Annotated in this window: 24 protein-coding genes; 21 read left to right on the forward strand and 3 right to left on the reverse strand. The window is 41.8% G+C overall.

Features of this window, described 5'->3' with window-relative positions:
- Nucleotides 1-8 precede the first annotated feature (8 nt).
- From AC1XUE_RS10845 to AC1XUE_RS10870, 6 genes are all read left to right on the forward strand, one after another.
- On the forward strand, nt 9-1,655 hold the full coding sequence (locus AC1XUE_RS10845; protein WP_483355953.1) for a RagB/SusD family nutrient uptake outer membrane protein: 1,647 nt from the start codon (nt 9-11) through the stop codon (nt 1,653-1,655).
- A gap of 218 nt (nt 1,656-1,873) precedes the next feature.
- Nucleotides 1,874-3,724, forward strand: a complete 1,851-nt coding sequence (locus tag AC1XUE_RS10850) for a 3-keto-alpha-glucoside-1,2-lyase-like domain-containing protein (protein ID WP_483355954.1) — start codon at nt 1,874-1,876, stop codon at nt 3,722-3,724.
- A gap of 55 nt (nt 3,725-3,779) precedes the next feature.
- Nucleotides 3,780-5,726 carry a c-type cytochrome gene (locus AC1XUE_RS10855; protein ID WP_483355955.1) on the forward strand — a complete coding sequence of 649 codons (1,947 nt, stop codon included), beginning with the start codon at nt 3,780-3,782 and terminating at the stop codon, nt 5,724-5,726.
- Nucleotides 5,727-5,858: 132 nt separating this feature from the next.
- Nucleotides 5,859-6,074 carry a hypothetical protein gene (locus tag AC1XUE_RS10860; RefSeq protein WP_483355956.1) on the forward strand — a complete coding sequence of 72 codons (216 nt, stop codon included), beginning with the start codon at nt 5,859-5,861 and terminating at the stop codon, nt 6,072-6,074.
- A complete protein-coding gene (locus tag AC1XUE_RS10865; protein ID WP_483355957.1) occupies nt 6,053-6,475 on the forward strand; it encodes a type II toxin-antitoxin system VapC family toxin in 423 nt (140 codons plus the stop codon). Before AC1XUE_RS10860 ends, AC1XUE_RS10865 begins: the two co-directional genes overlap by 22 nt.
- Before the next feature lie 59 nt (nt 6,476-6,534).
- A complete protein-coding gene (locus AC1XUE_RS10870) occupies nt 6,535-9,081 on the forward strand; it encodes an ATP-binding protein (RefSeq protein WP_483355958.1) in 2,547 nt (848 codons plus the stop codon).
- Here AC1XUE_RS10870 and AC1XUE_RS10875 read toward each other — a convergent pair.
- Together AC1XUE_RS10875 and AC1XUE_RS10880 are read right to left on the reverse strand one after the other, a co-directional pair.
- Nucleotides 9,069-10,445: a sigma-54-dependent transcriptional regulator gene (locus tag AC1XUE_RS10875; protein WP_483355959.1), complete on the reverse strand. Its 1,377-nt coding sequence runs from the start codon at nt 10,443-10,445 to the stop codon at nt 9,069-9,071. The two genes, AC1XUE_RS10870 and AC1XUE_RS10875, sit on opposite strands and share 13 nt — an antisense overlap.
- Before the next feature lie 133 nt (nt 10,446-10,578).
- Nucleotides 10,579-10,884: a hypothetical protein gene (locus tag AC1XUE_RS10880; RefSeq protein WP_483355960.1), complete on the reverse strand. Its 306-nt coding sequence runs from the start codon at nt 10,882-10,884 to the stop codon at nt 10,579-10,581.
- A gap of 702 nt (nt 10,885-11,586) precedes the next feature.
- Here AC1XUE_RS10880 and AC1XUE_RS10885 point away from each other — a divergent pair.
- The 13 genes from AC1XUE_RS10885 (at nt 11,587) to cysM (ending at nt 24,626) form a co-directional block, all read left to right on the forward strand.
- Nucleotides 11,587-12,312, forward strand: a complete 726-nt coding sequence (locus AC1XUE_RS10885) for a ferritin-like domain-containing protein (protein WP_483355961.1) — start codon at nt 11,587-11,589, stop codon at nt 12,310-12,312.
- A 28-nt stretch (nt 12,313-12,340) separates the two neighbouring features.
- Nucleotides 12,341-13,132 carry a ferritin-like domain-containing protein gene (locus tag AC1XUE_RS10890; protein WP_483355962.1) on the forward strand — a complete coding sequence of 264 codons (792 nt, stop codon included), beginning with the start codon at nt 12,341-12,343 and terminating at the stop codon, nt 13,130-13,132.
- A 209-nt stretch (nt 13,133-13,341) separates the two neighbouring features.
- Nucleotides 13,342-14,574 carry a sulfite oxidase gene (locus AC1XUE_RS10895; RefSeq protein WP_483355963.1) on the forward strand — a complete coding sequence of 411 codons (1,233 nt, stop codon included), beginning with the start codon at nt 13,342-13,344 and terminating at the stop codon, nt 14,572-14,574.
- A gap of 35 nt (nt 14,575-14,609) precedes the next feature.
- A complete protein-coding gene (locus AC1XUE_RS10900; protein ID WP_483355964.1) occupies nt 14,610-15,011 on the forward strand; it encodes a hypothetical protein in 402 nt (133 codons plus the stop codon).
- A 71-nt stretch (nt 15,012-15,082) separates the two neighbouring features.
- A complete protein-coding gene (locus AC1XUE_RS10905) occupies nt 15,083-15,640 on the forward strand; it encodes a thermonuclease family protein (protein WP_483355965.1) in 558 nt (185 codons plus the stop codon).
- Nucleotides 15,604-16,233: a hypothetical protein gene (locus AC1XUE_RS10910; RefSeq protein WP_483355966.1), complete on the forward strand. Its 630-nt coding sequence runs from the start codon at nt 15,604-15,606 to the stop codon at nt 16,231-16,233. Before AC1XUE_RS10905 ends, AC1XUE_RS10910 begins: the two co-directional genes overlap by 37 nt.
- A 155-nt stretch (nt 16,234-16,388) precedes the next feature.
- Nucleotides 16,389-17,501: a hypothetical protein gene (locus tag AC1XUE_RS10915; RefSeq protein WP_483355967.1), complete on the forward strand. Its 1,113-nt coding sequence runs from the start codon at nt 16,389-16,391 to the stop codon at nt 17,499-17,501.
- Nucleotides 17,502-17,540: 39 nt separating this feature from the next.
- Nucleotides 17,541-18,935 carry a hypothetical protein gene (locus tag AC1XUE_RS10920; RefSeq protein WP_483355968.1) on the forward strand — a complete coding sequence of 465 codons (1,395 nt, stop codon included), beginning with the start codon at nt 17,541-17,543 and terminating at the stop codon, nt 18,933-18,935.
- 46 nt (nt 18,936-18,981) lie between these two features.
- Nucleotides 18,982-19,500, forward strand: a complete 519-nt coding sequence (locus tag AC1XUE_RS10925) for a GNAT family N-acetyltransferase (RefSeq protein WP_483355969.1) — start codon at nt 18,982-18,984, stop codon at nt 19,498-19,500.
- A gap of 119 nt (nt 19,501-19,619) precedes the next feature.
- Nucleotides 19,620-21,338 carry an AMP-binding protein gene (locus AC1XUE_RS10930; RefSeq protein WP_483355970.1) on the forward strand — a complete coding sequence of 573 codons (1,719 nt, stop codon included), beginning with the start codon at nt 19,620-19,622 and terminating at the stop codon, nt 21,336-21,338.
- Nucleotides 21,339-21,517: 179 nt separating this feature from the next.
- A complete protein-coding gene (locus tag AC1XUE_RS10935) occupies nt 21,518-22,258 on the forward strand; it encodes an alpha/beta fold hydrolase (protein WP_483355971.1) in 741 nt (246 codons plus the stop codon).
- Nucleotides 22,259-22,304: 46 nt separating this feature from the next.
- Nucleotides 22,305-23,558: an alpha/beta hydrolase family protein gene (locus tag AC1XUE_RS10940; protein WP_483355972.1), complete on the forward strand. Its 1,254-nt coding sequence runs from the start codon at nt 22,305-22,307 to the stop codon at nt 23,556-23,558.
- 195 nt (nt 23,559-23,753) lie between these two features.
- Nucleotides 23,754-24,626, forward strand: coding sequence for a cysteine synthase CysM (cysM, locus tag AC1XUE_RS10945; protein ID WP_483355973.1), 873 nt, complete (start codon nt 23,754-23,756; stop codon nt 24,624-24,626).
- A gap of 113 nt (nt 24,627-24,739) precedes the next feature.
- On the opposite strand, the gene AC1XUE_RS10950 is transcribed toward cysM, so the two are convergent.
- Entirely contained in the window at nt 24,740-25,159 is a 420-nt protein-coding gene (locus AC1XUE_RS10950; RefSeq protein ID WP_483355974.1) for a cytochrome B, read from the reverse strand.
- Between the two features lie 161 nt (nt 25,160-25,320).
- Between AC1XUE_RS10950 and AC1XUE_RS10955 the strand changes: the two genes are divergently transcribed.
- Together AC1XUE_RS10955 and AC1XUE_RS10960 are read left to right on the forward strand one after the other, a co-directional pair.
- Entirely contained in the window at nt 25,321-25,623 is a 303-nt protein-coding gene (locus AC1XUE_RS10955; RefSeq protein ID WP_483355975.1) for a DUF4286 family protein, read from the forward strand.
- A gap of 228 nt (nt 25,624-25,851) precedes the next feature.
- Complete coding sequence (locus AC1XUE_RS10960) at nt 25,852-26,232, forward strand: HPF/RaiA family ribosome-associated protein (protein ID WP_483355976.1); 381 nt, start codon at nt 25,852-25,854, stop codon at nt 26,230-26,232.
- The last annotated feature ends 46 nt before the right edge of the window (nt 26,233-26,278 follow it).

Genomic DNA, 26,278 nt, shown 5'->3' on the forward strand with positions numbered 1-26,278 from the left:
TATTAACAATGATCAATTTTAAGAAAGCATTTAAAATTGCAGCTGTAGCATTGCCTCTGCTTGCAACCACTGCCTGTACTGATCTGAACGAGAATATTTATGATCAGTTAGTTACAGACAATTTTTACAACAATAAAAACGAAGTACTATCTGCAGTGCTTCGCCCCTATACACATGCTAATGCCTGGGCTACTCCGGGACAAGATGGCTGGTGGCGACTTAACGAACTTTCTGCTGACCAGCTTGCATGGCCAGTGAAAGGTCGCCACGGACAAGATGGCGGAAAGTGGTTCCGTTTGCACTACCATACGTGGACTGCCGATGACGATGTGGTTTGGGGTGCATGGAGATTAATGTGGTGGGGACTTGGACTCTGCACTGACCCGATTGAAGCATTGGAAGCACGGACACCCGCTGCCATGGGCATCACGGAGACAGAAAAAGCAGCTTACATTGCTGAGCTTAAATTGTTGCGTGCTTTCCATTACATCAAGCTGATGAGCCTTTATGGAAATATTCCTACCGTAAGCAAAGTAGGAGATCCGGTAAGCCCTCCCACCCAGCCGCGCGCAGAGGTTTTTAAGTTTATCGAAAAAGAGATTCTTGATAACATCAATGCTGCTCCAAAGCTGTCTCAGGCGATGATAGGCCGTATGACGCAGGCCGGAGGATATGCTATGCTTGTTGAATTGTACCTGAATGCAGAAACCTGGACTGGTACTGCCCGTTGGGATGACTGTATTGCTGCTGCGAACAAGTTGATCGCCGGAGAAGCGGGTGGACTGAACGGTGCGCCTGCCTTGGATGTAAATCTTACAGATACTTACAAACCTGCCAACTTCCAGTCGAAAGAGATCCTTTTCCAATTGGCATATGAATTCAAGAAGGCTAATTTCCAGCCTCAATGGCCCGGTGATTTCTTCCATTTCCAACAGCGCTTCATTTATGGAGGCGCACGTAACGGAAACGACGGCGTGGTTGTAATTCCAGGCGTGTACACAACATTCAAGGATACAGACAAGCGTAAATCAGAGTGGATTCTTGAAGGTACACAATACCAATACGCAGACCCGACAAAGCCTGTACTTGCAACTGGTGGTAATGAATATGATCAGCAACCACTGGTATTCGTTGATAATATCCGTAAAAACAAAACACTTCGGCCAGGTCAGGACCCTGCAACGCTTCCATCCGATATGACACAAGGAGAAGAGAACAGCGGTGTTCGTTTCAATAAATATAAATTGGGAGCACTTGACGATCCGAACTACAATGGGTGCGACTGGGCGATTTACCGTCTGTCGTGGGTGATGTTCGCGAAAGCAGAAGCCATGATGCGCAAAAATGGTAAAGTTGCTACTGCAGAAGCTGTTGAACTTGTAAATCAGGTGAAACAACGTGCATTTGCAACCAATTCGTGGACCGCAGAGAAATATACTACTTCAACGCTTACAATGGATGAATTCCTGGCTGAGCGTGGACGCGAATTTATCTTCGAAGGTTTCCGTCGTGATGACCTGATCCGCTTTGATAAATTTACTACAGCCACCTGGTGGGATCACAAACCAACAGAGGCTTACAAAAAACTTTATCCAATACCTCGTCGTCAGATCACACTGAATACAAATCTGGATCAAAATCCGGGGTACAACTAAGAATTTACTATTCCTTACACTTAATTTTTCTGACTCATCCAGCGACGGCTTCTACACAGTTCCGTCGTTGGATTTTGTTAATCCCTGCTTCTGTAGCCTTTACGTTCTTAAAAATTATATTATTCAACGATATTATCATTTGCCAGAAAGTAATTTTCCGAAATCTTATATCGTAATTTGTTCCGCTTTAATTTATAACCAATAAGCTTACCTACTGTATGTTTAAACTAAGTAAACATTTTTTATCCTTGCTGACGATGGGATTGACCGTACTGACTGTACCGTTGGCCTATGCGCAGCAACCTATTCCTCTTGATGACCTGAAAGCATTCACCACAAAATCTGACAACTGGAAGATTGTGGGCGACGCAAAAGTTGACATTACCAAAGAGAATGTATTGACCACAACAGCCGGTAAAGGTGTTTTGGCTTGTATCCATGAAAAAGGCAAATATGGTACGCAGTATGAACTGATCTCCAATATGAAGCACGGAGATCTGGACATTGAAATGGATTTCATGTTGGCAAAGGGATCGAATTCAGGTATCTATTTGCAAGGCAATTATGAAGTTCAGCTGTTTGATAGCTGGGGTAAAAAAACAGCCAAGTATAATGACTGCGGTGGCATATATGAGCGCTGGAACGATGCCAAGCCCGAGGGTGAAAAAGGTTACGAAGGTTATGCGCCTCGCTATAATGTAGCAAAAGCGCCGGGACTATGGCAAAATATCAAAATATCCTATCAGGCCCCTCGATTTGATGCAAACGGGAAAAAGGTGGCTAATGCCGTATTTCTTTCTGTCGTATTAAACGGTGTTACCATCCATGAAAATGTAGAAGTAAGCGGGCCCACACGCGGATCACTTACGGCGGAAGATGTAGCAATGGGACCTCTTCGTTTCCAGGGTGACCACGGTTCATTAGCTATCAAAAACATCAAGATCAATAATTTTGATAAAAAGCCGGGAACGTTATCAGACCTGAATTACAAAATTTACTACGGTGGATTATTGGAAACAGACGACCTTTCAAAACATAAGCCGGCTGAAACTGGTACTACATCCGCACTTACATGGGAAATCCTGAAAGAAAATAATAACTACACATATGTGTACGCTGGAAAATACAATGTACCGGCAGCGGGTGAATATACTTTCCGGTTACAGGCCGCAGGTAACTCACGTTTACGAATCGACGGCAAAGACCTGTTCGGAATGGAATGGAAAAATGTAAATGAGTATAGAACCGGCACAGTTAATCTGAAAGCAGGTGACCACACCATCGAAATCTATAACAATAAAAGAGATGGCTGGTTAAAGCCTGCCTTGGGACTTTGGGTTAGTGGGCCTGGCTTCAGAGAAGTTTCTTATGCTTCTAAAAGTTCTGCTACCAGCGCTAAAGGAACCGATCCAATTCTGGTATCTGCCGAAACCAATACGGTTCTACGCAGCTTTATGGATTTCGTAAAAGATCCTAAATCAAAACGTACACGCGTAGTACACGCTGTAAACGTAGGAAGCCCTTCTAACCTGCACTACACCTACGATCTTGACAAAGGAGCGGTTCTTCAGGTATGGCGTGGAGATTTTCTTGATGCTACACCCATGTGGCACAACCGCGGCGATGGTTCATCAAGACCACGTGGAAGTGTAACATTATTGGGTAATGACATGACACTTGGTAAAATCAACGGCCAATCTAAGTGGGTGGCAGACACTACGGGCAGCGGTTACCGTCCGAAAGGATATGTACTCGACGAAACAGATATCCCTACTTTCCAATATACTGCATTTGGTTCTCCTGTAACAGACTACGTTTCTGTGGTAAACAACCAGTATTTCGAGAGAATTATCAAGGTGAGCAATCCAGTGAGTGGTTTAGTTGCCCGTGTTGCAAACGGAACGTCTATTGAAAAAATTTCAGACGGACTTTATGCTGTTAATGGCAGATCCTATTACATACAGCTTGCTGACAAAAAAGCGAAGAGTGAAGTAAGAACAGCTGACGGCCAGCAGGAATTACTAATCCCTGTAAGCAACGGAGAAGTAAAGTATTCCATCCTTTTCTGATAAAATCATTCAAAACTGATAGTCGAAAGCTAACAGATTATTAAGCATATATAAAATGAAAAAAATTGCTCAAATAGCATTCTTTCTCCTTTCCACACTGAGCATAGTACATGCTCAGGAGTCGCCGAAAGAAGAGGATTTTTACAAAATCGTGACACCTTCAATACCTGAAGGGATCATCCTCGAAGTAGGTGGATTAACCACTTTGCCGAACGGATCTCTTGCTATATCTACACGCCGGGGTGAAGTATGGATCGTTGAAAACCCCACCAGCAGCAGACCACACTTCAGAAAGTTCGCTACCGGACTTCATGAGATTCTGGGACTTGCTTACAAAGAGGGCGCACTTTATTGCGCACAGCGTGGTGAACTAACCAAGCTTGTTGACAAAAACGGAGATGGAAAGGCGGACGTATATGAAACTGTATATGCATGGCCTCTTTCAGGACACTACCACGAATACTCTTTCGGTCCTAAACTGGCACCGGATGGCAGCTTTTTTGTAAGTGGAAACGTGGCTTTTGGTGACGAAGAATGGTGGAGGGGTGAAAGCCGCGTGCCTGGTCGTGGATGGATTTTCCACATCACTAACGATGGTAAGTATGAGCCATACGCAACAGGTGTACGTTCCCCGGCTGGCATCAGCATGATCAATGGTGAATTGTTCTATACCGACAACCAGGGTGACTGGATGGGAACAGGTGGTATATTCCAGGTAAAGAAAGGTGATTTTATGGGGCATCCGGCTGGCTTAAAATGGGCAGGCCTTCCTAACTCGCCTGTTAAACTGACAGAAAAACAATTCTTTGCTGAACGCGACAACCGTCAAAAGCGTAATGCGCAGGATCGTGCAATCAAGCCGGAAAACATCGTTGACGAAAAACCGGAATTTCTTTACCAGCTGAAAGAAAAGTATGATATGGTAAGACTGCCGGCAGTTTGGCTTCCTTACGGTGTACATGGTGTGTCTACCGCTGAACTTATAGCTGATAATACCGGCGGAGATTTTGGTCCTTTCACAGGTCAGATCTTTGTTGGTGATCAGGGACAAAGTAACATTATGCGTGTGGTACTTGAAAAAGTAAAAGGTGAATACCAGGGAGCTTCAATCGGTTTCCGCAGCGGCTTCCAGTCGGGTGTATTGCGTATGGCTTTCGACAAAGACGGAAGCATGTATGTAGGAGAAACCAACCGTGGGTGGGGATCAGCCGGAGATGCGAACCAAGGACTGCAACGTCTGGTTTGGAATGGCAAAATGCCTTTCGAAATGTATACTGTGAAGGCAATGCCTGATGGTTTTGAAATCGAATTCACGATGCCGGTTGATCGCAAATCTGCTGAAGATCTTGACTCATACAATGTAAGCAGCTATCTGTACAAACACTTCCCTGTATACGGAAGTCCTCCTGTAAACACTGAAGAGCTTAAAATCAAAGGTGTAAAAGTGTCTGCTGACGGCAAAAAAGTTCGTCTTGTAGTAGACGGGCTGCGTCAGTATTATGTTCACAAAATCCAGCTCGAAGGTGTGCGTGCAGAAACCAATTCATGGTCTCTTGTTCACCCTGATGCATACTACACTTTGAACAACATTCCTGACGGGGAGAAACTGAAGGAAGCTGATCTGAAAACAACACGTTCAGGAAAAGCACAGGCGGCAGTAGAAAAAGCTCCTGTTAAAGAACACGTTTCTCCGGACGGTAAAGGTAAAACACCTGAAAAAGCAGTAGCAGCTGCAGCGAAAGCTCCGACTTGGGAACAAATCAAACCGATACTTTCTAAAAACACATGTCTGGCTTGCCACACTGTGGACAAAAAGGTAGTTGGACCATCTTATATGGATGTTGCCAAACGTAAATATTCCAATGAAAAGATTGTTGATCTGATCTATAATCCTAAGCCTGAAAACTGGCCGGATTATGCGACACCAATGGCGCCTATGCCACAAGTGCCGAAAGCAGATGCAGCTAAAATCGCTGCCTGGATTAACTCCCTTGCGAAATAGAATAAAATCCAAGATAATGAAAAAGGCTGCTTCAGAGATTGAGGCAGCCTTTTTCATTATGAGTAATCCTGATCGTATCTTTTTGACCAATTTTATGTAAATTTGATTTGTACCAATCCCGGATGATTAATTATGGAAACTGTCCTGGTTCAAATAAATGATGCTAAAGCATACAAGCTTTTAGAGGAGCTGGAAGATCTGCATATGCTGACTGTATTAACAAAGCCTGTGGATTCAAAACAGAAACTATCTGAAAAATATGCGGGAAAAATCCCTTCTGATATTGCCGACGAACTTCAGCATTACATAACACAGAGCCGGAATGAATGGAACAAGCCCGCTATTTAATTGACACCAACGGGCTGATTGATTACCTCAGCAGAAAGCTCCCTGATACCGGAATGGAATTCCTTGACCAGGTAATAGATATTGTCCCATGTATTTCTGTTATATCTAAAATCGAACTGCTTGGTTTCAATACTTCGATGCAACATTACCAAATTCTTACAGATCTTGTCAATGATTGCTATATTTTTGAATTGACAACAGAAGTAGCTGAGACCACGATTTCACTCCGTAAAAATTATAAAGTTAAACTTCCCGATGCCATCATTGCTGCTACAGCCATCGTTCACAACAGAATCCTTATAATGCGCAATACAGGAGATTTCAGGAACATTACTGCTTTAACTACGCTTGATCCTCATAAGCTGCAACAAGCTAATGTTGTTGCGTCTTTGATCCGGTAAACTCATATGAACGCAATTTTATTCCTAAATTTCGTTTCTAATGCCATACTAAAACAAGCATGTCCCCCATTCGCCATACCTCTTTTACCGGTTCTGTCAAAGGTAAAGTCCTGCTCGGTTTCCTTGTTGCAGCCATTGCTCTGGGGACATCGTGGGTGATTACCAAGCTGGCCTTTGATAGTATGCTTACCAAACTGGAAGTTTTGTCTACACCCAATGATAAACTTCGATTGGTAAATAAGGTATTTAAAAATATCCTACAGCTTGATCACCTTCAAAATGAGAGATCTCTTTCCGGAGATGAGAAAAAGGAACAATTTATAGTGCAATCCCGTGAATTGATGGCAACCCTTGACACCCTCAGTTTACTCAGCATTGACGATCCTATGCAAATTATCCGCATTGATTCCATGAAAAGGATTTTAGCGGAAAGAGAAAAATTATTTAGCACTTATATCAAGGTAAAATCGAAATTAGTTAGTAACCAGGATCTCGCAGATGAAGTCAAAAGTATCTCAGGACTGATCACTACGAATAAAAGGAAGACAGACAGTACAGTCGTAAAAACAGAAAAACGTACTACCACTACCACAACCTATACTGAAGTTCCCGACCCGTTCAAAAAGCAAGAAAGCGAAGAGGATAAAAAAGGCTTTTTCGGAAGAGTATTTAGCTCGAAAAAAAATAAAAAAGAACCCGCTACCGTACCTGCGAAGATTGTTCAAAAGCAAGAGGTAAATGTTGAAGTGGATACGCTCAAAGTCGCTCCTAAAGACAGCATGATTGAAATTGTGGGCGAGGCGGTACACGCAATAGAAAAATCTCAGAAGAAACGGACAACGAGCTTCATAGATAAAGAACAGGAATTATCATTGGCTGGAAGTTCGTTAGTTACACAGCTGATCAGGGTGATGCAAGAGGTTGAAAATGAAGTAATGAGACAAGCCGACAGAGATAGTAATCAGTCTCAGAAAATGGCTACAGCCAGTATCGACAGGCTTGAATGGGTGATGCTTGGCTTCTTTTGTCTCACTGCCTTACTCGCTTATCTTATCTTTACAGATATCACCAAAAGCAATAAATACAGAGCAGAACTGGAAGAAGCAAAAGAAGAGGCTGAATATCACAATATGGCCAAACAGCGTTTTCTATCCAATATGAGCCATGAAATCCGTACACCGCTGCAATCTATTATCGGTTACACCGAAGCACTAAAAAAAGACATAAAACCCAAGGAGCAGGATCTGAATAATCTACATACTGCCTCAGAACACCTGCTGTATCTCGTCAACGAAGTGCTTGACTATAGCCGTATCATCTCAGATCAGTTTACCTTTGAAGAACGCACTTTTGCCATTACACCTCTTCTTAATGAGGTAATTCAGATGTTACTGCCAATGGCCCAGGAAAAAGAGCTGACACTTACACTGGACAATTCAATTCCTGAGCAGACTTTTTTGAATGGAGATCCATTCAGATTACGCCAGATACTCTACAATCTGCTTACAAATGCCATCAAATTCACACATGAAGGAAAAGTAAGTTTGCTGGCATCTTGCAGAGAAACCAGCGACGGAATTATGGTATCTCTTAAAATAAGTGATACAGGTATTGGCATGTCCGAAGAACAGGCTGCACGTGTCTTTAATCAGTTTGAACAAGCCGATCCATCTATTTCACGTCGTTATGGAGGAACAGGGCTAGGTCTTAGCATTGTAAAGTCCCTGGTTGAAGGGATGGGCGGAACAATCGTTGCACAAAGCCAACCCGGAAAGGGCACGGTCTTTTCCTCTTCTATTGTATTTACCAAAGCCGAAGGTATGACTGCATCAGAAGACCACAAAGCCAGTAAGACGTACCATATACCTGACAAAGTGTGGTTGGTAGATGACGACGCATTTATCCTGAAATGGTGTTCATCCGTATTAGACATGCATCATGTAGAGCACGTTTGCTTTTCGTCCGGCGAAGAAGCACTGGCACACACTTGGGATGAGGATGTAAAATTTGTACTTACGGATATGCGTATGCCAGGAATTAATGGAGCTGAATTATGTGCCCGGCTTCGTGAAAGAGCATCCGGAGACGTCAGATTTTATGTACTCACAGCACAGGCTCTGCCAGAGGAACGCAGTAAGATTCTTAATATGGGCTTTGATGGAATATTAATGAAACCATTTCATTCCAATCAGCTGCTTGAACTATTAGAGAAATCGAGCTTGAAAAAGTCTCCTAAACCTGTCAGAGCTATTCATGAGCCAGCTGAATTTGATTTGACCGTTCTATCTGAAATGACATTCGGAGATGACGGTTTGATTCGTGAAATTTTGGATCAGTTTGTAAGCGATTCCAGAAAAGACATTGCCGGTTTGCAGCATATGATAGAAATGGAGCAGACCGATGATATTCATGAACTGATGCACAGAATGGCTGGTCGTACGGGTCAGATAGGAGCCAGCGAAATAGCAAGTATTTTCAGACAATACGAAATAGCATTACGGGAAGATAAAAAAGCAATAGCTGCCCCCGACATCAGCAATCTGATTGCAAGAGCAGCTAATCTCATTGAGCAGGTTGAGCAAAAAGCTTTGTCCTATTCTATATGATACTTTTCTATTTTGTAATACAAAGTCTTTCTATCAATGTTGAGTAGCTTCGCAGCCTTACTTTTATTATAACGTACTTCTTGTAACACCTTTTCGATCATCTCCTTTTCATGGGTTTCCTGAAGTGCTTTCAAGTCAGAGCCTGTTGATTTCGGTGCTTCTTCCAGTGAAGTTATCATCTCAGCAGGCAGCGCACTAAGTGGAGCTATTTCTTCTTTAGAAAGCAGGACCAGCCTTTTGATCACATTGCTGAGTTCACGCAAGTTTCCGGGCCAGTCATATTTTTCAAATACATCCATAACCTCTTTGGAAAGAGATTTTACATTACGATCTAATTCCTCGTTAGCCTTATCAACAAAATGCTGTATAAACATAGGCAGATCTTCTCCTCGTCTCCTCAAAGGCGGCACTTCAATTTTAAATTCATTAAGCCTATGGTATAAGTCCTCCCGAAAATCCCCATTCGCAGAACTTGTAATCAAGTCTTCATTGGTTGCTGCTATCAATCTTACATCCACTTTCACAGGTTGTGTACTTCCGATTGGAACAATAATACGCTCCTGTAAAGCTCTCAATAGCTTGATCTGCACATCATATCCAAGATTTCCTATCTCATCCAGAAAAAGCGTACCGCCGTCTGCAGCTTCAAACTGCCCGATCTTATCCATCAGCGCACCGGTGAATGCACCTTTCTTGTGTCCAAACAATTCACTTGCCGCCAGATCTTTCGACAGCGACCCGCAATCAATAGCCACAAAAGGACCTTTATTCCGCTTGCTGAGTCTGTGAATCGATTTAGCAACATGTTCCTTCCCCGTTCCGCTCTCTCCAAGCACGATTACGGACATATCTGTAGGAGCAACAAGTCTGACGTACTCGTAAAGCTGTTTTGAAATCTTACTTCTTCCTTCAATAAAATCTGTACTCAGTTGATCCGACTTTTTGGAAGCCCTGGCAGATACAGGCGCGTGAGCCACTGAGGGTTTGGCAGACTTTTGCAAAGCTTCACCCAATACCATTAATAACTCTTCAGGATGCACCGGCTTAGTAATGTAATCGAAAGCACCGCTTTGCATTGCATTCACTGCTGTTCGTACATCATGAAAGCTGGTCATAATAAAAGCCGGGATACGAACTCCTTCACTCCGCAACTGTTTCAAAAAATCTACCGAATTACCATCTGGTAAACGGTAATCCAGCATCAATACATCAAAATGCTCATGATCATCCAGACTTGTCCTGAAAGCAACTTTCGCCTCCTTCAACGTCGAACACACCTTCACCTGATGGCCATGTTTACCAAGAAAGGAATTGAGCAGTTTAGAAAAAGTGGTGTCGTCTTCAAGAAGGAGCAAATGAGCCATGTTCTGTAATTATCTAAAAATTATATGTCTTAACGATCCGGAAAAATGTAAAATTATAAAATCTAACAGCAAAAAGCCGGAGAAATAATCTCCGGCTTTTTTTCCATCACACATTTGGACAAATTTTTAGCGCTTACTCTACTTTTTTGCCGTCTTTATCCAGATTAACGGTTGCAGTTTCATCACCTTTTTTCACTCCAATTTCGAAGTGTTGTGAATTATCCGCTTTTGTTACAAGAAAAGCTCCCGTAACCTCCCACCCAGAATAAGCATCACCTGCAAGCGCAGTTTTGACTGCCTCAGGTAAGTCTTCGGGCTTAACCGCCACCTTTTCCTGTGTAACGGTAATGACTACATTTTCGGGTATCACATGATTAGCCTGAACTGATCCAAATGATATAAGAGAAACAGCGAATGCTGATATGATTAACTTTTTCATAATAATTAAATTTAGCTAGTGATATAATATGTGTAAAACCGTGTTGATGTAGGACTATAATAATACAATGCCATTCTATTTACATTAACCAATCAGCTATAAATCAACAACTTAACTTATTAAATTATTTGACTATAAACAATTAACTGAAGCTGCTGCTCAACAGTCTGCGGAATTATGTACCATTCTTAAACTATACATCCTTAAGTGGAATTTGACGAAAATTTAAAATTATGTCGAAACGTTGCTTGGAGAATAAGATTTCATATATTTGTAGAATTACTTTGAAACTAAATTATAATAAATACCACAAATTATATTTATGGTTGGTTTTCTACATCTTCGAATCGGTATTGTCCGGTAATTTTACTCAACGTTAATTAATGTACTTAAAAAGGACCTCTGGCAGGTCCTTTTTAAGTACAGTTTAATGATTATCAAAACCCCGATATTATTACACTTTTTAAGCTAATCTTACAACCTGTTGCTCTATTTTAAAAAAAATTCATCCTGTACAATATACTCACAAATATCTGATTTATAGACATTTGAATACGATAATATCTATACACGTCAACGATAAAACAGCAACGGTTACTTATTTACTTCTTATAAGGATTCAATCCAAGTGAAATAAAAGGCCGTATGTTTCCGCAGATTGTCTTTCGATGGGCGAAGGAAAACATAAACCTTTTTATTGTTATGGAAAGAGTAGCTGGTACAAACACAAATTCAGATAACGAAGGACAAAAAGTGTCATCAAAAGTAGATAGACGCTCCTTCCTTATGTCTGCAGGTATCGCCACGTCGATAGGGGCAGCGATGGTTGCATGTACAAAAGACCACGAGCCGACTCCGGGTGCAGGTGGCACAGTTGATCTGGGATCAGGTGACGTTGGTGTTCTTAATTATGCATATGCCCTGGAACAGCTGGAAGCGGCATTCTACATACAGGTCATTGAAACACCTTATGACGCTATGACAGATGTTGAGAGAACTATCTTAACCGACATCCGCGATCACGAAATTATTCACAGAGATTTCTTTAAAGCAGCGCTGACAGCAGCGGCTCCAACCGCTATTATTCCTGCGCTGGAAGTAAACTTTTCTACTATCAATTTCAAAAACAGAGATTCGGTATTAGGTGCTGCCAAATTGTTTGAAGACACTGGTGTGGCTGCTTACAATGGTGCTGGTAATCTGATCAAAACAGCAGATTACCTGGTATTGGCTGGTAAAATTGTTTCTGTTGAAGCGCGTCATGCATCTGTAATACGTGATTTGTTGAAGCAAAATACGGCTGACTTTGCCGGAGATGATGTAGTAGATGCAGACGGTCTGGACAAAGCGATTGATCCTGCAGTAATCCTGGCAGCAGTGAAACCGTTCCTGAAAACAAATGTGACGGGTGCTAACGTAGGTAAATAATTAAGACACAACTTCAATTTCAGAAACAATGGATATTTTCAAAATAATTGACGATCTACAAAAAATTGATGGTGATGCTGTAGGTCGCCTGGAACACGCTTCCCGCCGTTACTTTATGAACCGCGTAGGCAGTACGCTTGCTGCTGCAGCTGCTCCTATGGCATTTGCTACTATCGTGAATAAAGCTTACGCTCAATCAGCAGCAGCTGTTGACGTGCTTAAATTCGCTCTTACACTGGAATATTTGGAAGATGCATTTTACAAAGAAGGTTTGAAAGCTTCAGGACTTATTCCTGACAAATACAAAGCTTCAATTGCACAAATAGGAAAGCATGAAAGCCAGCACGTTGCTTACCTGGTAAAAGCAGTTGGTGCAATGAACCTTCAGTTTGACTGGACTTACGGCGGCAAATTGACTGATACATTCAGCAACTTCAAAACGTTTATTACTGTTGCAACTGCACTTGAAGATACTGGTGTACGTGCATACAAGGGACAGGCTGGAGCACTGATGAAAGATCCGGGAATTCTTAAAGTTGCTTTGCAGGTACACTCTGTGGAAGCACGTCACGCGGCTCAGGTTAGACGTATCTTTGCAGTTGAAAACGCTTCTCCATCCACTAAAGGTTGGATTACAGGAAATATGTCTCCAATTCCGTTGGTACAGGCTGTATACAATGGTGAAGATAACCTTACACAAGGTGGAGTAAATCTGAAAGGATTGGCAGGAAAATCGGATGCCGCTATTTCAGAAGCATTTGATGAAGTTCTTACAAAAGAACAGGTACTTGCTATAGCCGGACCATTTATTAAAATGTAGTCATTACCGCTAACCTTCCTCTGACACACCTATATACACCTGGCATATTTAGGAAATCCTGAACTACTGTCATGTTATTATATCACAAGGGCCACTCTAACGGGTGGCCCTTGTACGTTTCAGGATGAATGAATTTAAAATTTGCTTATCAACGGGCAATCTTATTACTTGTACCTGCTATTCAATTTGAACTATCTGAATCCTGAAATATGAAATTGTCATTTGACAGACGAGGTTTTCTGAAAAAATCAAGTCTTGCTGCAATTGCAACTGCCCTTGGTACTGAAATCGTATTCGCTGACAAACTTCCTAAAAGATATATCCCAATCCTTTGGGATGAAAAAGATGCACTCAAAGGCAAAGCAACGGAGATGATTGTACAGGGAGACCGTCCCTGGAATGTAGAAGCACCCATTGATTTGCTGGATGATCGTATCACACCTGTTGAAAAAATGTTTATCAGAAATAACGGGCTTGTACCGGAAAAGATAGACGTAAAAAACTGGATATTGACAATTGACGGAGAATCCGTAAAAGCACCTAAAACTTATACACTTGCAGATCTGAAAAAAAAATTCAAACAATATACTTATCAGCTCGTGCTGGAATGCGGTGGCAACGGAAGATCCGGATTCCAACCTCAGACTTCAGGTAATGCGTGGGGACAAGGCGCTGTGCACTGCGCGCAATGGACCGGCGTTCGCTTGAAAGATATATTGAATGATGTAGGTATTAAACCTGATGCTGTATATATAGGTTACCATGGCAGCGATATACACCTGAGCAAAGATCCTAAAAAAGAAGCTATTTCCAGAGGAGTACCCATGAAGAAGGCCCTTGAAGATGAAACATTGATTGCCTGGCAATTGAATGGCAAGGACATTCCCGAATTTCACGGATATCCGTTACGACTCGTAATTGGAGGATGGCCCGCTTCCGTTTCAGGTAAATGGCTCAACCGGATATCTGTCAGAAATAAGGTACACGACGGTGCTAAAATGGACGGTCACAGCTATAAATTACCGAAATCACCCGTTCAACCGGGAACTGACGTACCTCAGACTGACGAATATTTCAGAATCATTGAATCCATGCCGGTAAAATCGATGATTACTTATCCTAAAACCGGTGCACAAATTCCTGTAGGAAGTGAAATTGCCCTGCGCGGACATGCGTGGGCTGGCGATTTGTCGGTAAAGCAAGTGGATATATCAGTAGACTTTGGTGCAACCTGGCAGAAATGCACCCTTGAAGCACCTGCTAACCGGCTTGCCTGGCAACATTGGAATACTCGAATAAAACTTCCGGTAAAAGGCTATTACGAAGTTTGGGTACGTGCCACAGATGAAAAAGGTGCAGCCCAGCCAATGGTAATACCAGCATGGAATCCTGGTGGCTACCTTAATAATGCCTGTGAAAGAATTGCGGTGATGGCGGTATAATTGAGAAGGATAAAACCATTTTGACATAAGTAAGGATGAAAATAATAATGGTATTGCTGACAGCACTTTGTGCTATCGCCGGAAGCCGGAATGCAGATAGTTCGTCAGAGACAGCAAACATCAAAAAAGTTATTGCTTTTTCGGATACGTTGAAAAAAGATTCTGAGACAGGTTTGATCGTTGACAAAGACCTATATATGGTTAAAGCGCAATGCACGAGCTGCCACTCTTCCAAACTTATTATTGCCAACCATTTCACACGCGACGGCTGGAAACAGAAAATACGTTGGATGCAGGCTAATCACAACTTGTGGGATCTTGGCGAAACCGAAAAACATGTGCTCGATTACCTTGAAAAATACTATGCTCCTACTCAGACATTTGCGCGCCGACAGCCTTTGCAAGATATTAAATGGTATAAACTTGATGTAAAATAATAGACTGTTTCATAAGCCCACGTCAGCTCTAAGTCATATCTTCGTATCTCAATTGTTATGAAATAGTTCGCGTGAAGTTTTCCTTGCATACATCAATCAGGTTATCAGTCTGTAACCTTCTTCTTCTTTCTTCTTTTTTAATTCTGGCATCTTTTAAACAGATAACACGCCAGCAACCGATTCAGAAGAGTAGTGTACTACCGGCTCATTTAAAGGCTGAGGTTATTGGAATACAAGATGGAGATACGATTGAATTAAAATTCATCTATACCAATAAGAAAGCGGGACGCAGAAATGGCTTACCACTTAGAATACGGCTTTTACATGTGAATTCTCCCGAACGCGGAAAGCCCTATTATAAAATCGCAAAGCAGTTTACCTCGGATAAATGCTTTAGAAAAAAAGTACAGATCCGTCATGCCGGGAACTTTGATAAATACGGAAGATTGCTTGGTGAGGTCGTGCTGCCGGATGGTAAGGTATTAAATAAGGAACTTGTCAAAGAAGGTTTGGCAGTTCATTATAAGAAGTATAGCAGCAGTACCGAATATGCCAATCTGGAAACGCAGGCTCAAAAGAAAAAAATTGGGATATGGAGTCTGCACGGGGTAAATTTGGGAAAACTTTGATTTCTAAAAATTACATGAGTTCACAGGCATTTTATCAGCTTCTTTTTCAAAACGATATACTATTTCAGTTGGAGACTTTTCAGCAGGAAACAGTAGTGGAAAAAGTAGTTTCTGTTTCTGAAGAGATGCCTGTAACGCAGCGAAATCCGGCCCCTGCACTTAAGAATACCCCAACGGTAACACCCATACAGGTCGCAGCCGCTCCTGCTCAACTTCACGAGCTTCCGGAACTAAGGCACCAAATCATGATTCTTACTGAGCGCCCCACGCAGCAAGAAATGCCGGAGACAGAATCTGTTTTTCTTGATAATATTTTAAAGGCTGTTAAATATTCAATAAGTCAGGCTGATTTAATTAACATCAGCTTTTTACCTCCTACCGATGCGAGTAAGGTGATCTCACACAAGAAGACAGGACGCTTCATCTCTTTTGGTGTACCTCCGGCACGGCTTAATCTGGATTTACTACTAACTCCCTATACGCCAAAACAAATTAATGGTGTATGGTGCCTGTTGGCCGATCCGTTGGCTACGATTGAGGCAGACCGTGAGCTCAAAAAGAAGTTATGGCAGGCACTTAAGGCCATGTTCTGAAAGTAAAGATCGCATATCATTATACTAACTGGAATAGTGTGATAGCCATTCTTGCAGAGTCGGTTACGTATTTTTATAACCGATCATCACAATAATCTGGTTAAGTTCCGTGTTTTGATGGATAATCGCAGGCTAATCCATGAAAACATATGGCCATGTCCAAAGAATCCATCAGAAATCTGTTCCGTTCATCACCATCTGATGAAAAACAATATGACGACAATAAGCCTGTCGCTAACGAAAGTATAATCCAATCCGAAACCCCTTTACAGCCCGTATCATCCCAGCAGCCTGTTTTGCTTACGGAAGCACCGGGGACTGAGCTTTCATCTCAACCAGGAAGCGAAGTCCTTATTCCATACTGGCTCGAGGACGAAGATACACTCCGTGATGAAGGTGTATTGTTTGGACTTTCTGAATCAGATCCAACCGAAAAAACAGATATCATTCATAAATACTTCGTGCACCTGGCAGCCGGTCCGCTCGGCGACATTGAACAGCACAATGAACGTATTCAGGAATTTAATCTTTTTATCGGTCAAAAAACGGAACGTATCGAAACACTTACAGCCAAGTCAGATACTGTGCTCACAGCCGATAACATCCGGGAACATCATCTTCCGCGTACACTGATAGGACTTACATTGAGTGCAGTTATGTGTATAGGTAATTTTTTCCTTATTCGTGAATCACTTCGTCCTGCTTTTGCGGAAAGCTCCTGGATTGCTATGGGTGTCTTCCTGGCTGGTATGTTCAGCCTTTTCGGACGAATCTCCATCTTCCATGACAAGGATTCGAAAGTAACCTGGCGGTCGTTACTGGAAGAAACTGGCTTACCATTTGCTGCATCACTATTTGTTTTTGCACAGGTGTATCAATCGCAAGGTTGGTTGCAAGCTGCATCTCTATTCGTATTTATTTTCTTCCTCTTCCTTTTTGCAGGAAAGCTCTTCCTGAGTAATATCACTGCTCTTCGCTCAGATTTCAAAGCTTGGCTTGACCCTATCAAGGAAAAAAAACAACGCGAAGAAGAAAGCCACAAATCTGAAAATGAAATGCTTATACTGCAGGAGGAGCGAGATGCACTACGTGTAAAAAAATGGCAGGCCGTAAGAGAACTAGGTGCATCGGAAACTGAGCGTGACCGTATTTATGCAAGACGCGATATGCTTATTAAATTGTTTGAAAGCGAATTTTTTCTGGCTCGCCGCATGAAAGGGCAGTTATCCGGCAGACAGTTAAACTACATCAGGAAAGGCGATCAGTAAATCTTTCATTTCACTCAGACTTTATAACATTTAAAAGATATGGACGAGCAAAATCCCAACCAAAATGGAGATTACCAACATGGTTACTCCAGTGGTATCGAAGGTCTTGAACGAGAGACGTACGAAAAATATCTTGCAAGTAATGTGGCACATGCATGGACATCCGATCAAATCAGTCAGAAGCAACAGCGGCTGAGTGAATTGCGTGGAAAACAGCAGGAAACCTTACTAAAACATAAGTCGTCTTTCGACAAGCTCCAGACAGAAACGATGGGGCTGAATAGCAGTGCCAGAAAGTTGAAAGACTTTGAAGATACTATAAGCAAAATTGATAACGAAACTGAGGAGCTTAAAGAAAAACGTACATCGAAAGCTCCGTCCTACTCTTTAATCGCAGGTCTGATATTCCTGGCAGCCGGTATTTCATTTGTGGCAGGTGATCTGATCATCTCTCATGAAATTGTTGCTTATGCCCTCAATATCAGGAACTCTAACGAGGCTTGGGCGTTTGCAATAGGTCTTGCTATGCTTTCTATATTGCTAAAGCCCGCGTACGACCGACTGATAGAAGAACCATTTCATTCGGGAGAAAATCCTAAAGCAAAATCGCGGTACGCTACTTTCAAACTGACACTGTCCATTTTTGCAATCGTTACATTGATTGTTTTGGGCTGGTTCCGCTATGAAGCATACCGTACTGACAAATTGAAAGAGGCCATCAATAAGTCAGTTAAAAATCTTCAGCTTAATGCTGTCGACCCCATGACAGGTGCACCTATTAACAGTCCGGAACTTACCAATAAGATTGAGCAGGCACTCAGGAATTCAGATCAGCTCAATATGGATTTGGTCAACAGTCCGTGGGCATTATTATCGTTTGTCTTAAGTGGTGTTCTGTTTGCTATAGCCGGCGCGGTTTCACTTGGCATGGCACTGCCGGTTTTACAGGGATTCTGGTACCGATGGCTTCAGATCGATCCGAAGCTATGGCGATTGCGTCGACGTCGCAAACGGATTGTGAAACACATGGAGCCTTTACAGCAAACATTAACGGAACATCTTGCTCAAAAAAATATTCTGGAAAATGACCTGGCGATTCTTGTATCTCTCGACGAATTAAAACAGGAAGAAAAATCACTGCTTAATGAAATTGCAGTTCTCGAAAATGACCGTCGTCAGTCGCTTACTGACAGTCGCAGAAATTCGTTTGCTGATGGCTACGGACGTGGGCAGGTTACACGAGACGTCATGAATCAGGAGGAATATGATTCCTGGCGTAACAGGCATATGACCGTATCTGACCTGGCCCTGAAAGCCAAGTCGAATGCAACGTCGGATAGAGCCGTTACCAGAACCAAAAGTACAGGCATGAGGCCGCATCAGGCCATCCGCAAAGCGATAACAGATCGCTTTGATGAAAACAACTCACAATGATTTTACCTAACTTGGGGGTCAGGATTATAATACCAAAGCAACATCCATGATTTTGACCCCCAATTTAAGAATAGTCGTTTGTGACGATACTTTATTCGATGCCATCAAAATGGGCAACAGCACCCTCGCCAGAGTGATGGGTGTAAACGTCCCCAAAAAATGGACCGAATTCAGAGATACATTCACCCCATCTTATCAGCGCTGGAAAGACCACCCACCTTTACGCGACTGGTGGGTTTACCTTATTATACACGTCCCCGATAACCTTCTGATTGGCTCTTGCGGATACAAAGGTGAACCAGATTCTACCGGCACAGTCGAAATCGGATACGAAATTATTCCGTCACACAGAGCGAAAGGCCTGGGAACAGAAACTGCCCGCGGACTGGTACAGAACGCTTTCTCCAAAAGTGGCGTACATAAAATAATTGCCCATACACTCGCAGAAGAAAATGCGTCAGGAAGCATTTTACAGAAGGTTGGTTTTCATCAGACTGAGGATGTAGATGACCCGGAAGAAGGGCTTTTGTGGCGTTGGGAAGTAAAAAAATCAAAAGTGGTTTAAGGAAATATCAGCCTGCGTGGTCTAATATTTTTCAGAATTCAATTGTATTCGTTTAATAATTTTTTATATTAAATTATTGTTTAATGATTAGCATTCTCAACTAATACCCTTACCGCATTATGAATTCCATATCAAAAGATACATATCCATGGCTTACACATTATCCGGACGGCATACCGTATGATATTAATCCTGATGCTTATACGTCTTTGCTGGATTTGATGGAGATCAGTTTCAGAAACTTCCCTGATAATCCGGCGTATACAAATATGGACAAGACAATCACCTTCGGGCGGCTGGACGAATTATCAGGAAATTTTGCCGCCTACCTTCAAAGTATTGGTTTGAAAAAAGGAGATCGTATTGTAATTCAGATGCCGAATGTATTGCAGTATCCTGTGGTCATGTTCGGCGCCCTTCGAGCAGGACTGGTCATCGTGAACACCAACCCGCTGTATACCCCGCGGGAGATGCTTCATCAATTCAATGATTCAGGTGCAAAAGCCATCGTGATTATGGCCAATTTTGCGTCAAATCTGGAAAGGATCATATCTGAAACAGGCATTGAACATATTATTGTTACAGAAATTGGTGATTTATTGGGATTCCCAAAGAAAATCATTGTCAATGCAGTTGTAAAATATATCAAGAAAATGGTTCCTACTTATCACCTGCCCAAGGTGACGTCATTGAATACAGCGCTCAATGAAGGAAAAGGAGTTACTTATCAGCGACCCAATGTCTCAGGGATCGATATTGCATTTGTTCAATATACCGGAGGAACAACAGGTGTATCCAAGGGAGCCATGCTTACCCATCGAAACCTGATCGCTAATGTAGAGGCTATTAACGAATGGCTCATGTCCAAGATGAAAAACTCTGATCATGAAGGCCCCATGAGTATGGTTGCAGCCCTGCCATTGTATCACATTTTCGCGATGACAATCAATGCACTTTGCGGAATCAAATGGGGAGCACTGAATGTACTGATCACTAATCCTCGTGACATTCCGGCATTTGTAAAGGAGCTGAAAAAATATAAGGTCAATATTTTTCCGGGACTTAATACACTGTTTAATGGTCTGTTGAATAATCCTGATTTCAAAAATATTGATTTTAGTGGACTTAAAATATCTATTGCCGGAGGTATGGCGCTGCAAAAAGTAGTGGCAACCAAATGGGAAGAGATCACAGGTTGTGTGCTTGTGGAAGGATATGGACTATCTGAAACCTCACCTGTACTTTCTGTAAGTCCATTAAATGGTAAACATCGAAACGGAACAATTGGCATACCCATCCCCAGCACCGTGATGCGGATTCTCGGGGATGATGATAAATGGGTAGAACCGGGACAAAAAGGAGAAATATGTGCTAAAGGGCCTCAGATTATGCTCGGTTATTACAATCGCCCGGATGAAACAGCGAAAGTAATCTTTGAAGATGAAAGTGGTCGTTGGTTCAGAACAGGGGATATAGGGATAGAAGATACGGATGGTTTCTTCAAGATCGTAGATAGGAAGAAAGATATGATTTTGGTCTCTGGATTCAATGTTTATCCTAATGAGATCGAAGGGGTAATAGCGCAATGTCCGGGTGTACTTGAAGTAGCATGTGTAGGTATTCCGGATGATAAAACCGGAGAAATGGTAAAAGTGTTTATCGTAAAAAAAGATCCTGCGCTTACAGAGCAACAGGTAAAAACTTTTAGCAAAGAAAATCTGACCGCTTATAAATGTCCAAAACAGATTGAATTCCGAGAGGAGCTTCCTAAAACCAATGTAGGAAAAATATTACGGCGCGCCCTAAGGGATGAAGAACTAGCAAAATCAGCTAAATAATGGCTCTGATTTTGTGCCTTAAAGATGCCTGTCGGAACACTCTGGCAGGCATCTTTTGTTTATATACATAATCACTTTTCTACACGGAAAATGTGACCATCTCAACTAAAACCCCTATTTTAGAATAAGGATTGAATAAATTAAGTAAAACAATTCCTCAACTTTGAAAGTTAAAAACTATGAATTTATACAAAAAAACACTGGTTCTGTTGCATGGGCATGGCATGGATGATACCATTTGGGACTATCTGGATGCAACGCTCAATGATTACTTTACGATAGTCAGGCCGAACCTTTCTCTTTACACTTCATCGCAGACTGTTGAAGAATATGCCGAAGAACTTCACCGCTTTCTTACCAGTGCCGGTATTACAAAACTGACCCTGATAGGACATTCAATGGGTGGATATATCGCGCTGGCTTTCGCTGAGAAGTATCCCGAAATGCTGGAAGGTTTCGGACTGGTTCATTCTACAGCATACGAAGACGATGAAGCCAAAAAGCAGCAGCGCTTGCAAAGCATCGAATTGTTAAAAAATTACGGTACGGAAGCATATATCAAGAATACCACACCAAATATGTTCGGGGATAGGTTTAAGGAATTGTTTCCTGATAAGGTGCGCGCACACAGTGAACGCTATGGCAAACTACCGGCTAAGGCTCTTATCGCAGGTATGACAGCGATGATCCAACGACCGGACCGCACATCTATATTAGCTCAAATGCCGTTTCCGGTATTATTTATCTTTGGTATGCAGGATAAGCTTATTGAATTTGAGAGCTCTATTGCTTTGTCTGAATACCCTAAACAAAGTTACCCATTTATCCTGGCGGAAGCTGGTCACATGGGCATGGTAGAACGTCCTGATGCTACTTCAAGAATGATCAGCTGGTATATGAATAAAATTTCCTCCTTATAAGTCCTATTTTATTGACCTAAAATGAGTTGGTATTCGTTAGTAATGAATGAATACCAACTCATTCTATTTGAACGTCATGCGAAAACATTTCCCGAATCCGCTAAAATCTAAAATTCCTCTGTTATTCGTTTTCTTCCTGCTTTTTCTGGCATCCTGTGATAAGGACGAATCAACAAATCCGGAAGAAGATCAATACCTTGTAAGCTCCTCTCTGGTTACTACTATTTCCAAAGAAACAGTCATTCAGAACGCAGGCTCCAATGATCCTCGATTAAAAGCATTTGCAGCATTATATGTGAAAAATGGTGTTCAGGTTTATAAACTTACCTACAAAACAAAGAACACCGACGGACAGGAGATCACCGCATCTGGTGCCTTGATCATTCCCGATACAGATCAGCCGGTATCGATGATCAGTATTCAACACGGAACGATCACTACTGATGCTGAAGCTCCTTCTAATTTCGGAGCCGGTACAGAAAGTGCTACCATGGGAACGCTGTTTGGGGCTGTGGGCTACATTATTTCCTATCCTGATTATATCGGTTATGGAGCATCCGGTAATTTACCACATCCGTATGAACACCGTGCGAGTCTGGCTTCGGCTTCACTTGATATGCTAAGGGCTTCGAGAGAATTTATTGCTCGTCAGAATGAAGTAAAATGGAATGAAAAACTGTATATCGGCGGCTATTCGGAAGGAGGATACGCAACGATGTCGCTGCAAAAGAAAATAGAGGAGGAAGCTCCTTCTGAATTTAATTTGATAGCATCAAGCTGTGGTGCAGGCGCCTATGATAAAACAGCTTTTATGAAAGAGATCGTGAATAATACTACACACGGAACTTCCGCCTATAACAAATTGTATCTGTGGGTTTTACTTACTTACGACCGCATTTATAAACTTAACAAACCTGCCACTTACTATTTCAAGGAGCCTTGGGCTACTCAGATTGCAGCAGCCAACGGAGATCCGTCTAAAATAGTAATTGACAGAAGCTTCAATACCATCCTCACCGACGACTTTAAAAAAGCGCTAAACGACGGTACTGACGCAGCATTTATCAATGCTGTTGCGGATAACAATGTGTACAACTGGAAACCGAAAACACCTACAAAATTGTATCATGGTAATGAGGATCCGCTTGTGTTTTATTTTAACTCAGTGAATGCTGCTAATGCAATGAAAGGACTTGGTGCAACTAACGTAGAGTTGATTACGATTGATAAGGGAACCCATGTCACTTCTATCACCCCTTATCTGTTAGGAACATTTACCTTCTTTGTTTCCACCAACTAAATACTATCCCTATATTTGTTACCCAGTAAACAAATAGAGTAAATATGTTTTTGCAAATATCATGTGATTTCATTTTTGTTGAAGGATCAGGAAAACAGTGTAGCCTGCGATGTTAATTGAAATTCAGATTGGCATAAGCCGCTCTGCTTCAGGTATGCAGTCAAACAAATCAATGTACTTTTCTCCAATTAAAAAATGTCATCACTTCTTGAACTGGTCGGCAATACACCGCTTGTTGAATTAAAAAATATAAATCCGAATCCTCATGTAAAATTATATGGCAAACTGGAAGGTAACAATCCCGGAGGGAGCGTGAAAGACAGGGCGGCGTATAGCATGATCAAAGGAGCATTGGATCGCGGTGAAATAAAAGAAGGAACCAAATTGATTGAGGCTACCAGCGGTAATACTGGCATTGCCTTGGCTATGATTGCCCGCCTTTTTAATGTAGAAATTGAGCTGATTATGCCTCAGAATTCTACCCGCGAACGGGTACTGACTATGGAAGCTTTTGGCGCTAAAGTGACGCTTACCGAAACCATGGAAGGGGCACGGGATTATGCGGAAGACAAAGCTTCTAAAAATGGTTATCTGATGCTCAACCAGTTTGCAAATCCTGATAACTGGAAAGCACATTACAACACAACAGGACCCGAAATATGGAGGGACACCAACCATGAAATTACCCATTTTGTATCATCTATGGGAACAACCGGTACCATCATGGGCGTTTCTCGTTTTCTGAAAGAACAGAATCCTGAAATTCAGATTGTCGGTTGCCAGCCAACAGATGGTGCAAGCATACCTGGAATCAGGAAGTGGCCAGAGGAATATCTACCGAAAATATTTGACAGCCATCGCGTAGACAGAGTCATTGAGGTGACAGAAGCTAACGCAGTTAACACAACCCGGGCCCTTGCTAATCAGGAGGCTGTTTTTGCAGGAATGAGTAGTGGTGGAGCGGCTTGGGCTGCAGTGCAACTGGCCAAAGAGATTAAATCCGGTGTGATTGTATTTATCGTATGTGACCGCGGAGACAGGTATTTATCCAGCGATCTTTTCAGCTGACCATCTGTATCACTTTGAATAAAGTTGTACCGAATTAAGCTGTATAAATAAGAATGGCTATCAGGTTGATATCCTGATGGCCATTCTTTGATTTATATAGGCTTGGTTTTCGTTCAGAACCAACCAGATCCCAAATTACGAAATGGCCACGGAATCGCAGCTAAAATGATGATCAGCGCCAAAGCATAAAAATAAAGCACCGTTCTATGCTTATCTGCACCTTCCACTTTCTTGGAACGAACTCTTCCTACAGTAATCAATACGATAGCAATGAGCATCATGAAAACGTGTTCAATAGAATAGAATCGGAAAACCTTTTCACTAATCAGGCTGAAGTTCACTTTTGGGCTCATGAAATACAATGCAAGACCAATAAGTAATTGGGTATGTGTAGCAATCAATGCAAAAAGATAAATCTTGCTGTCGCCCTGCTTATTACTCTTCCAGTTGGAATAGGCTGCGAAAATAGCGGCGAGAAGCAATGCCAACACAACATAACGCAGGCCGGAGTGGGCACGTAGTAGAATATTCATAGAAAAAACAAGTTACGGTGAATTTGTAATATGGGCAAAGGTAACGCTGAAACGACCTTATCCAAAATATTTACACTTCCACATCAGACTAAAATATAGATTTCTGAGCAGTCAGGATTAATTACGATATTTGTAAAAAGTATCGATAAAACATGTCTCCAATGATCATTTTCAATATCACAGTTAACATCAGCTACGCAGCTGAAAAAGAATGGCTTTCCTATATGAAGGAAACACATATACCTGAAATCATAGCTACAGGCTTACCTACAGAAATAAAACTGCTTCGATTACTTACCGAGATAGAGAACGAAGGATCTACGTACACTTCTCAGTTTTCTTTCAGAACTATGGAAGATTTCCTCGCTTATCAGACTCACCACCAAGCCGGTCTTCAGAACAAACATCATGAACTTTTCAATGGACAATATGTATCATTCCGGACACTGCTGGAAGAAGCATAAGGATAATGAAGATATTAGAAACGATCTGAAATAAATTATAATAAACCTTGTTTTTGGCTTGACATTAAGGGATTAATTGTCTTTATTTAGTTAACCATTCGTTATCAGATTAGCTCAGAAAACGGCGCATTTGTACTTTTTCCTGAGTCGGATATATTTGAGGATCGTTAGAGTTAAACGATATGACGTTTGGTACAAAGTAATGTTTTACCTTAAACCTAAGTGCTTATGAGACTGCAGATGCAAGCAATTCACTTTGACGCTGATCCTAAATTGTTGTCTTTTATACAGCAGAAGCTGGATAAACTGGACACATTTTATGATAAGATCACAAGTGGTGAGGTATTTTTAAAACTGGACAAAAGCGAAAGCGCCAAAACACATACAAAACTCCTTGAAGTAAAACTATATGTACCAGGCGGTACTATGTTTGTAACGGAAAAAGGAACCACATTCGAAGAAGCTACTGACCTTGCTGTTGATACACTCAAAATGCAGGTTAAAAAATTCAAGAATAAGCGTAGTAATGCACGTGTAAACAAGCCTCTTGATGGCACTGTCGAAGACGACGGCGAAATTGCTCTTATTGCTGAGGATATAGAAGAATAGATTTTATAGAAAAATCTTAAAAAGAAGCTGCGCTCAAACGCAGCTT

The organism is Dyadobacter sp. HNCC25DJ187, assembly GCF_056895255.1.

Coding starts and splice junctions, on each gene's coding strand:
- AC1XUE_RS10845 (WP_483355953.1), top strand. CDS start 9: ATGATCAATTTTAAGAAAGCATTTAAAATTGCAGCTGTAGCATTGCCT.
- AC1XUE_RS10850 (WP_483355954.1), top strand. CDS start 1,874: ATGTTTAAACTAAGTAAACATTTTTTATCCTTGCTGACGATGGGATTG.
- AC1XUE_RS10855 (WP_483355955.1), top strand. CDS start 3,780: ATGAAAAAAATTGCTCAAATAGCATTCTTTCTCCTTTCCACACTGAGC.
- AC1XUE_RS10860 (WP_483355956.1), top strand. CDS start 5,859: ATGGAAACTGTCCTGGTTCAAATAAATGATGCTAAAGCATACAAGCTT.
- AC1XUE_RS10865 (WP_483355957.1), top strand. CDS start 6,053: ATGGAACAAGCCCGCTATTTAATTGACACCAACGGGCTGATTGATTAC.
- AC1XUE_RS10870 (WP_483355958.1), top strand. CDS start 6,535: ATGTCCCCCATTCGCCATACCTCTTTTACCGGTTCTGTCAAAGGTAAA.
- AC1XUE_RS10875 (WP_483355959.1), bottom strand. CDS start 10,445: ATGGCTCATTTGCTCCTTCTTGAAGACGACACCACTTTTTCTAAACTG.
- AC1XUE_RS10880 (WP_483355960.1), bottom strand. CDS start 10,884: ATGAAAAAGTTAATCATATCAGCATTCGCTGTTTCTCTTATATCATTT.
- AC1XUE_RS10885 (WP_483355961.1), top strand. CDS start 11,587: ATGGAAAGAGTAGCTGGTACAAACACAAATTCAGATAACGAAGGACAA.
- AC1XUE_RS10890 (WP_483355962.1), top strand. CDS start 12,341: ATGGATATTTTCAAAATAATTGACGATCTACAAAAAATTGATGGTGAT.
- AC1XUE_RS10895 (WP_483355963.1), top strand. CDS start 13,342: ATGAAATTGTCATTTGACAGACGAGGTTTTCTGAAAAAATCAAGTCTT.
- AC1XUE_RS10900 (WP_483355964.1), top strand. CDS start 14,610: ATGAAAATAATAATGGTATTGCTGACAGCACTTTGTGCTATCGCCGGA.
- AC1XUE_RS10910 (WP_483355966.1), top strand. CDS start 15,604: ATGGAGTCTGCACGGGGTAAATTTGGGAAAACTTTGATTTCTAAAAAT.
- AC1XUE_RS10915 (WP_483355967.1), top strand. CDS start 16,389: ATGTCCAAAGAATCCATCAGAAATCTGTTCCGTTCATCACCATCTGAT.
- AC1XUE_RS10920 (WP_483355968.1), top strand. CDS start 17,541: ATGGACGAGCAAAATCCCAACCAAAATGGAGATTACCAACATGGTTAC.
- AC1XUE_RS10925 (WP_483355969.1), top strand. CDS start 18,982: ATGATTTTGACCCCCAATTTAAGAATAGTCGTTTGTGACGATACTTTA.
- AC1XUE_RS10930 (WP_483355970.1), top strand. CDS start 19,620: ATGAATTCCATATCAAAAGATACATATCCATGGCTTACACATTATCCG.
- AC1XUE_RS10935 (WP_483355971.1), top strand. CDS start 21,518: ATGAATTTATACAAAAAAACACTGGTTCTGTTGCATGGGCATGGCATG.
- AC1XUE_RS10940 (WP_483355972.1), top strand. CDS start 22,305: ATGAATACCAACTCATTCTATTTGAACGTCATGCGAAAACATTTCCCG.
- cysM (WP_483355973.1), top strand. CDS start 23,754: ATGTCATCACTTCTTGAACTGGTCGGCAATACACCGCTTGTTGAATTA.
- AC1XUE_RS10950 (WP_483355974.1), bottom strand. CDS start 25,159: ATGAATATTCTACTACGTGCCCACTCCGGCCTGCGTTATGTTGTGTTG.
- AC1XUE_RS10955 (WP_483355975.1), top strand. CDS start 25,321: ATGATCATTTTCAATATCACAGTTAACATCAGCTACGCAGCTGAAAAA.
- AC1XUE_RS10960 (WP_483355976.1), top strand. CDS start 25,852: ATGAGACTGCAGATGCAAGCAATTCACTTTGACGCTGATCCTAAATTG.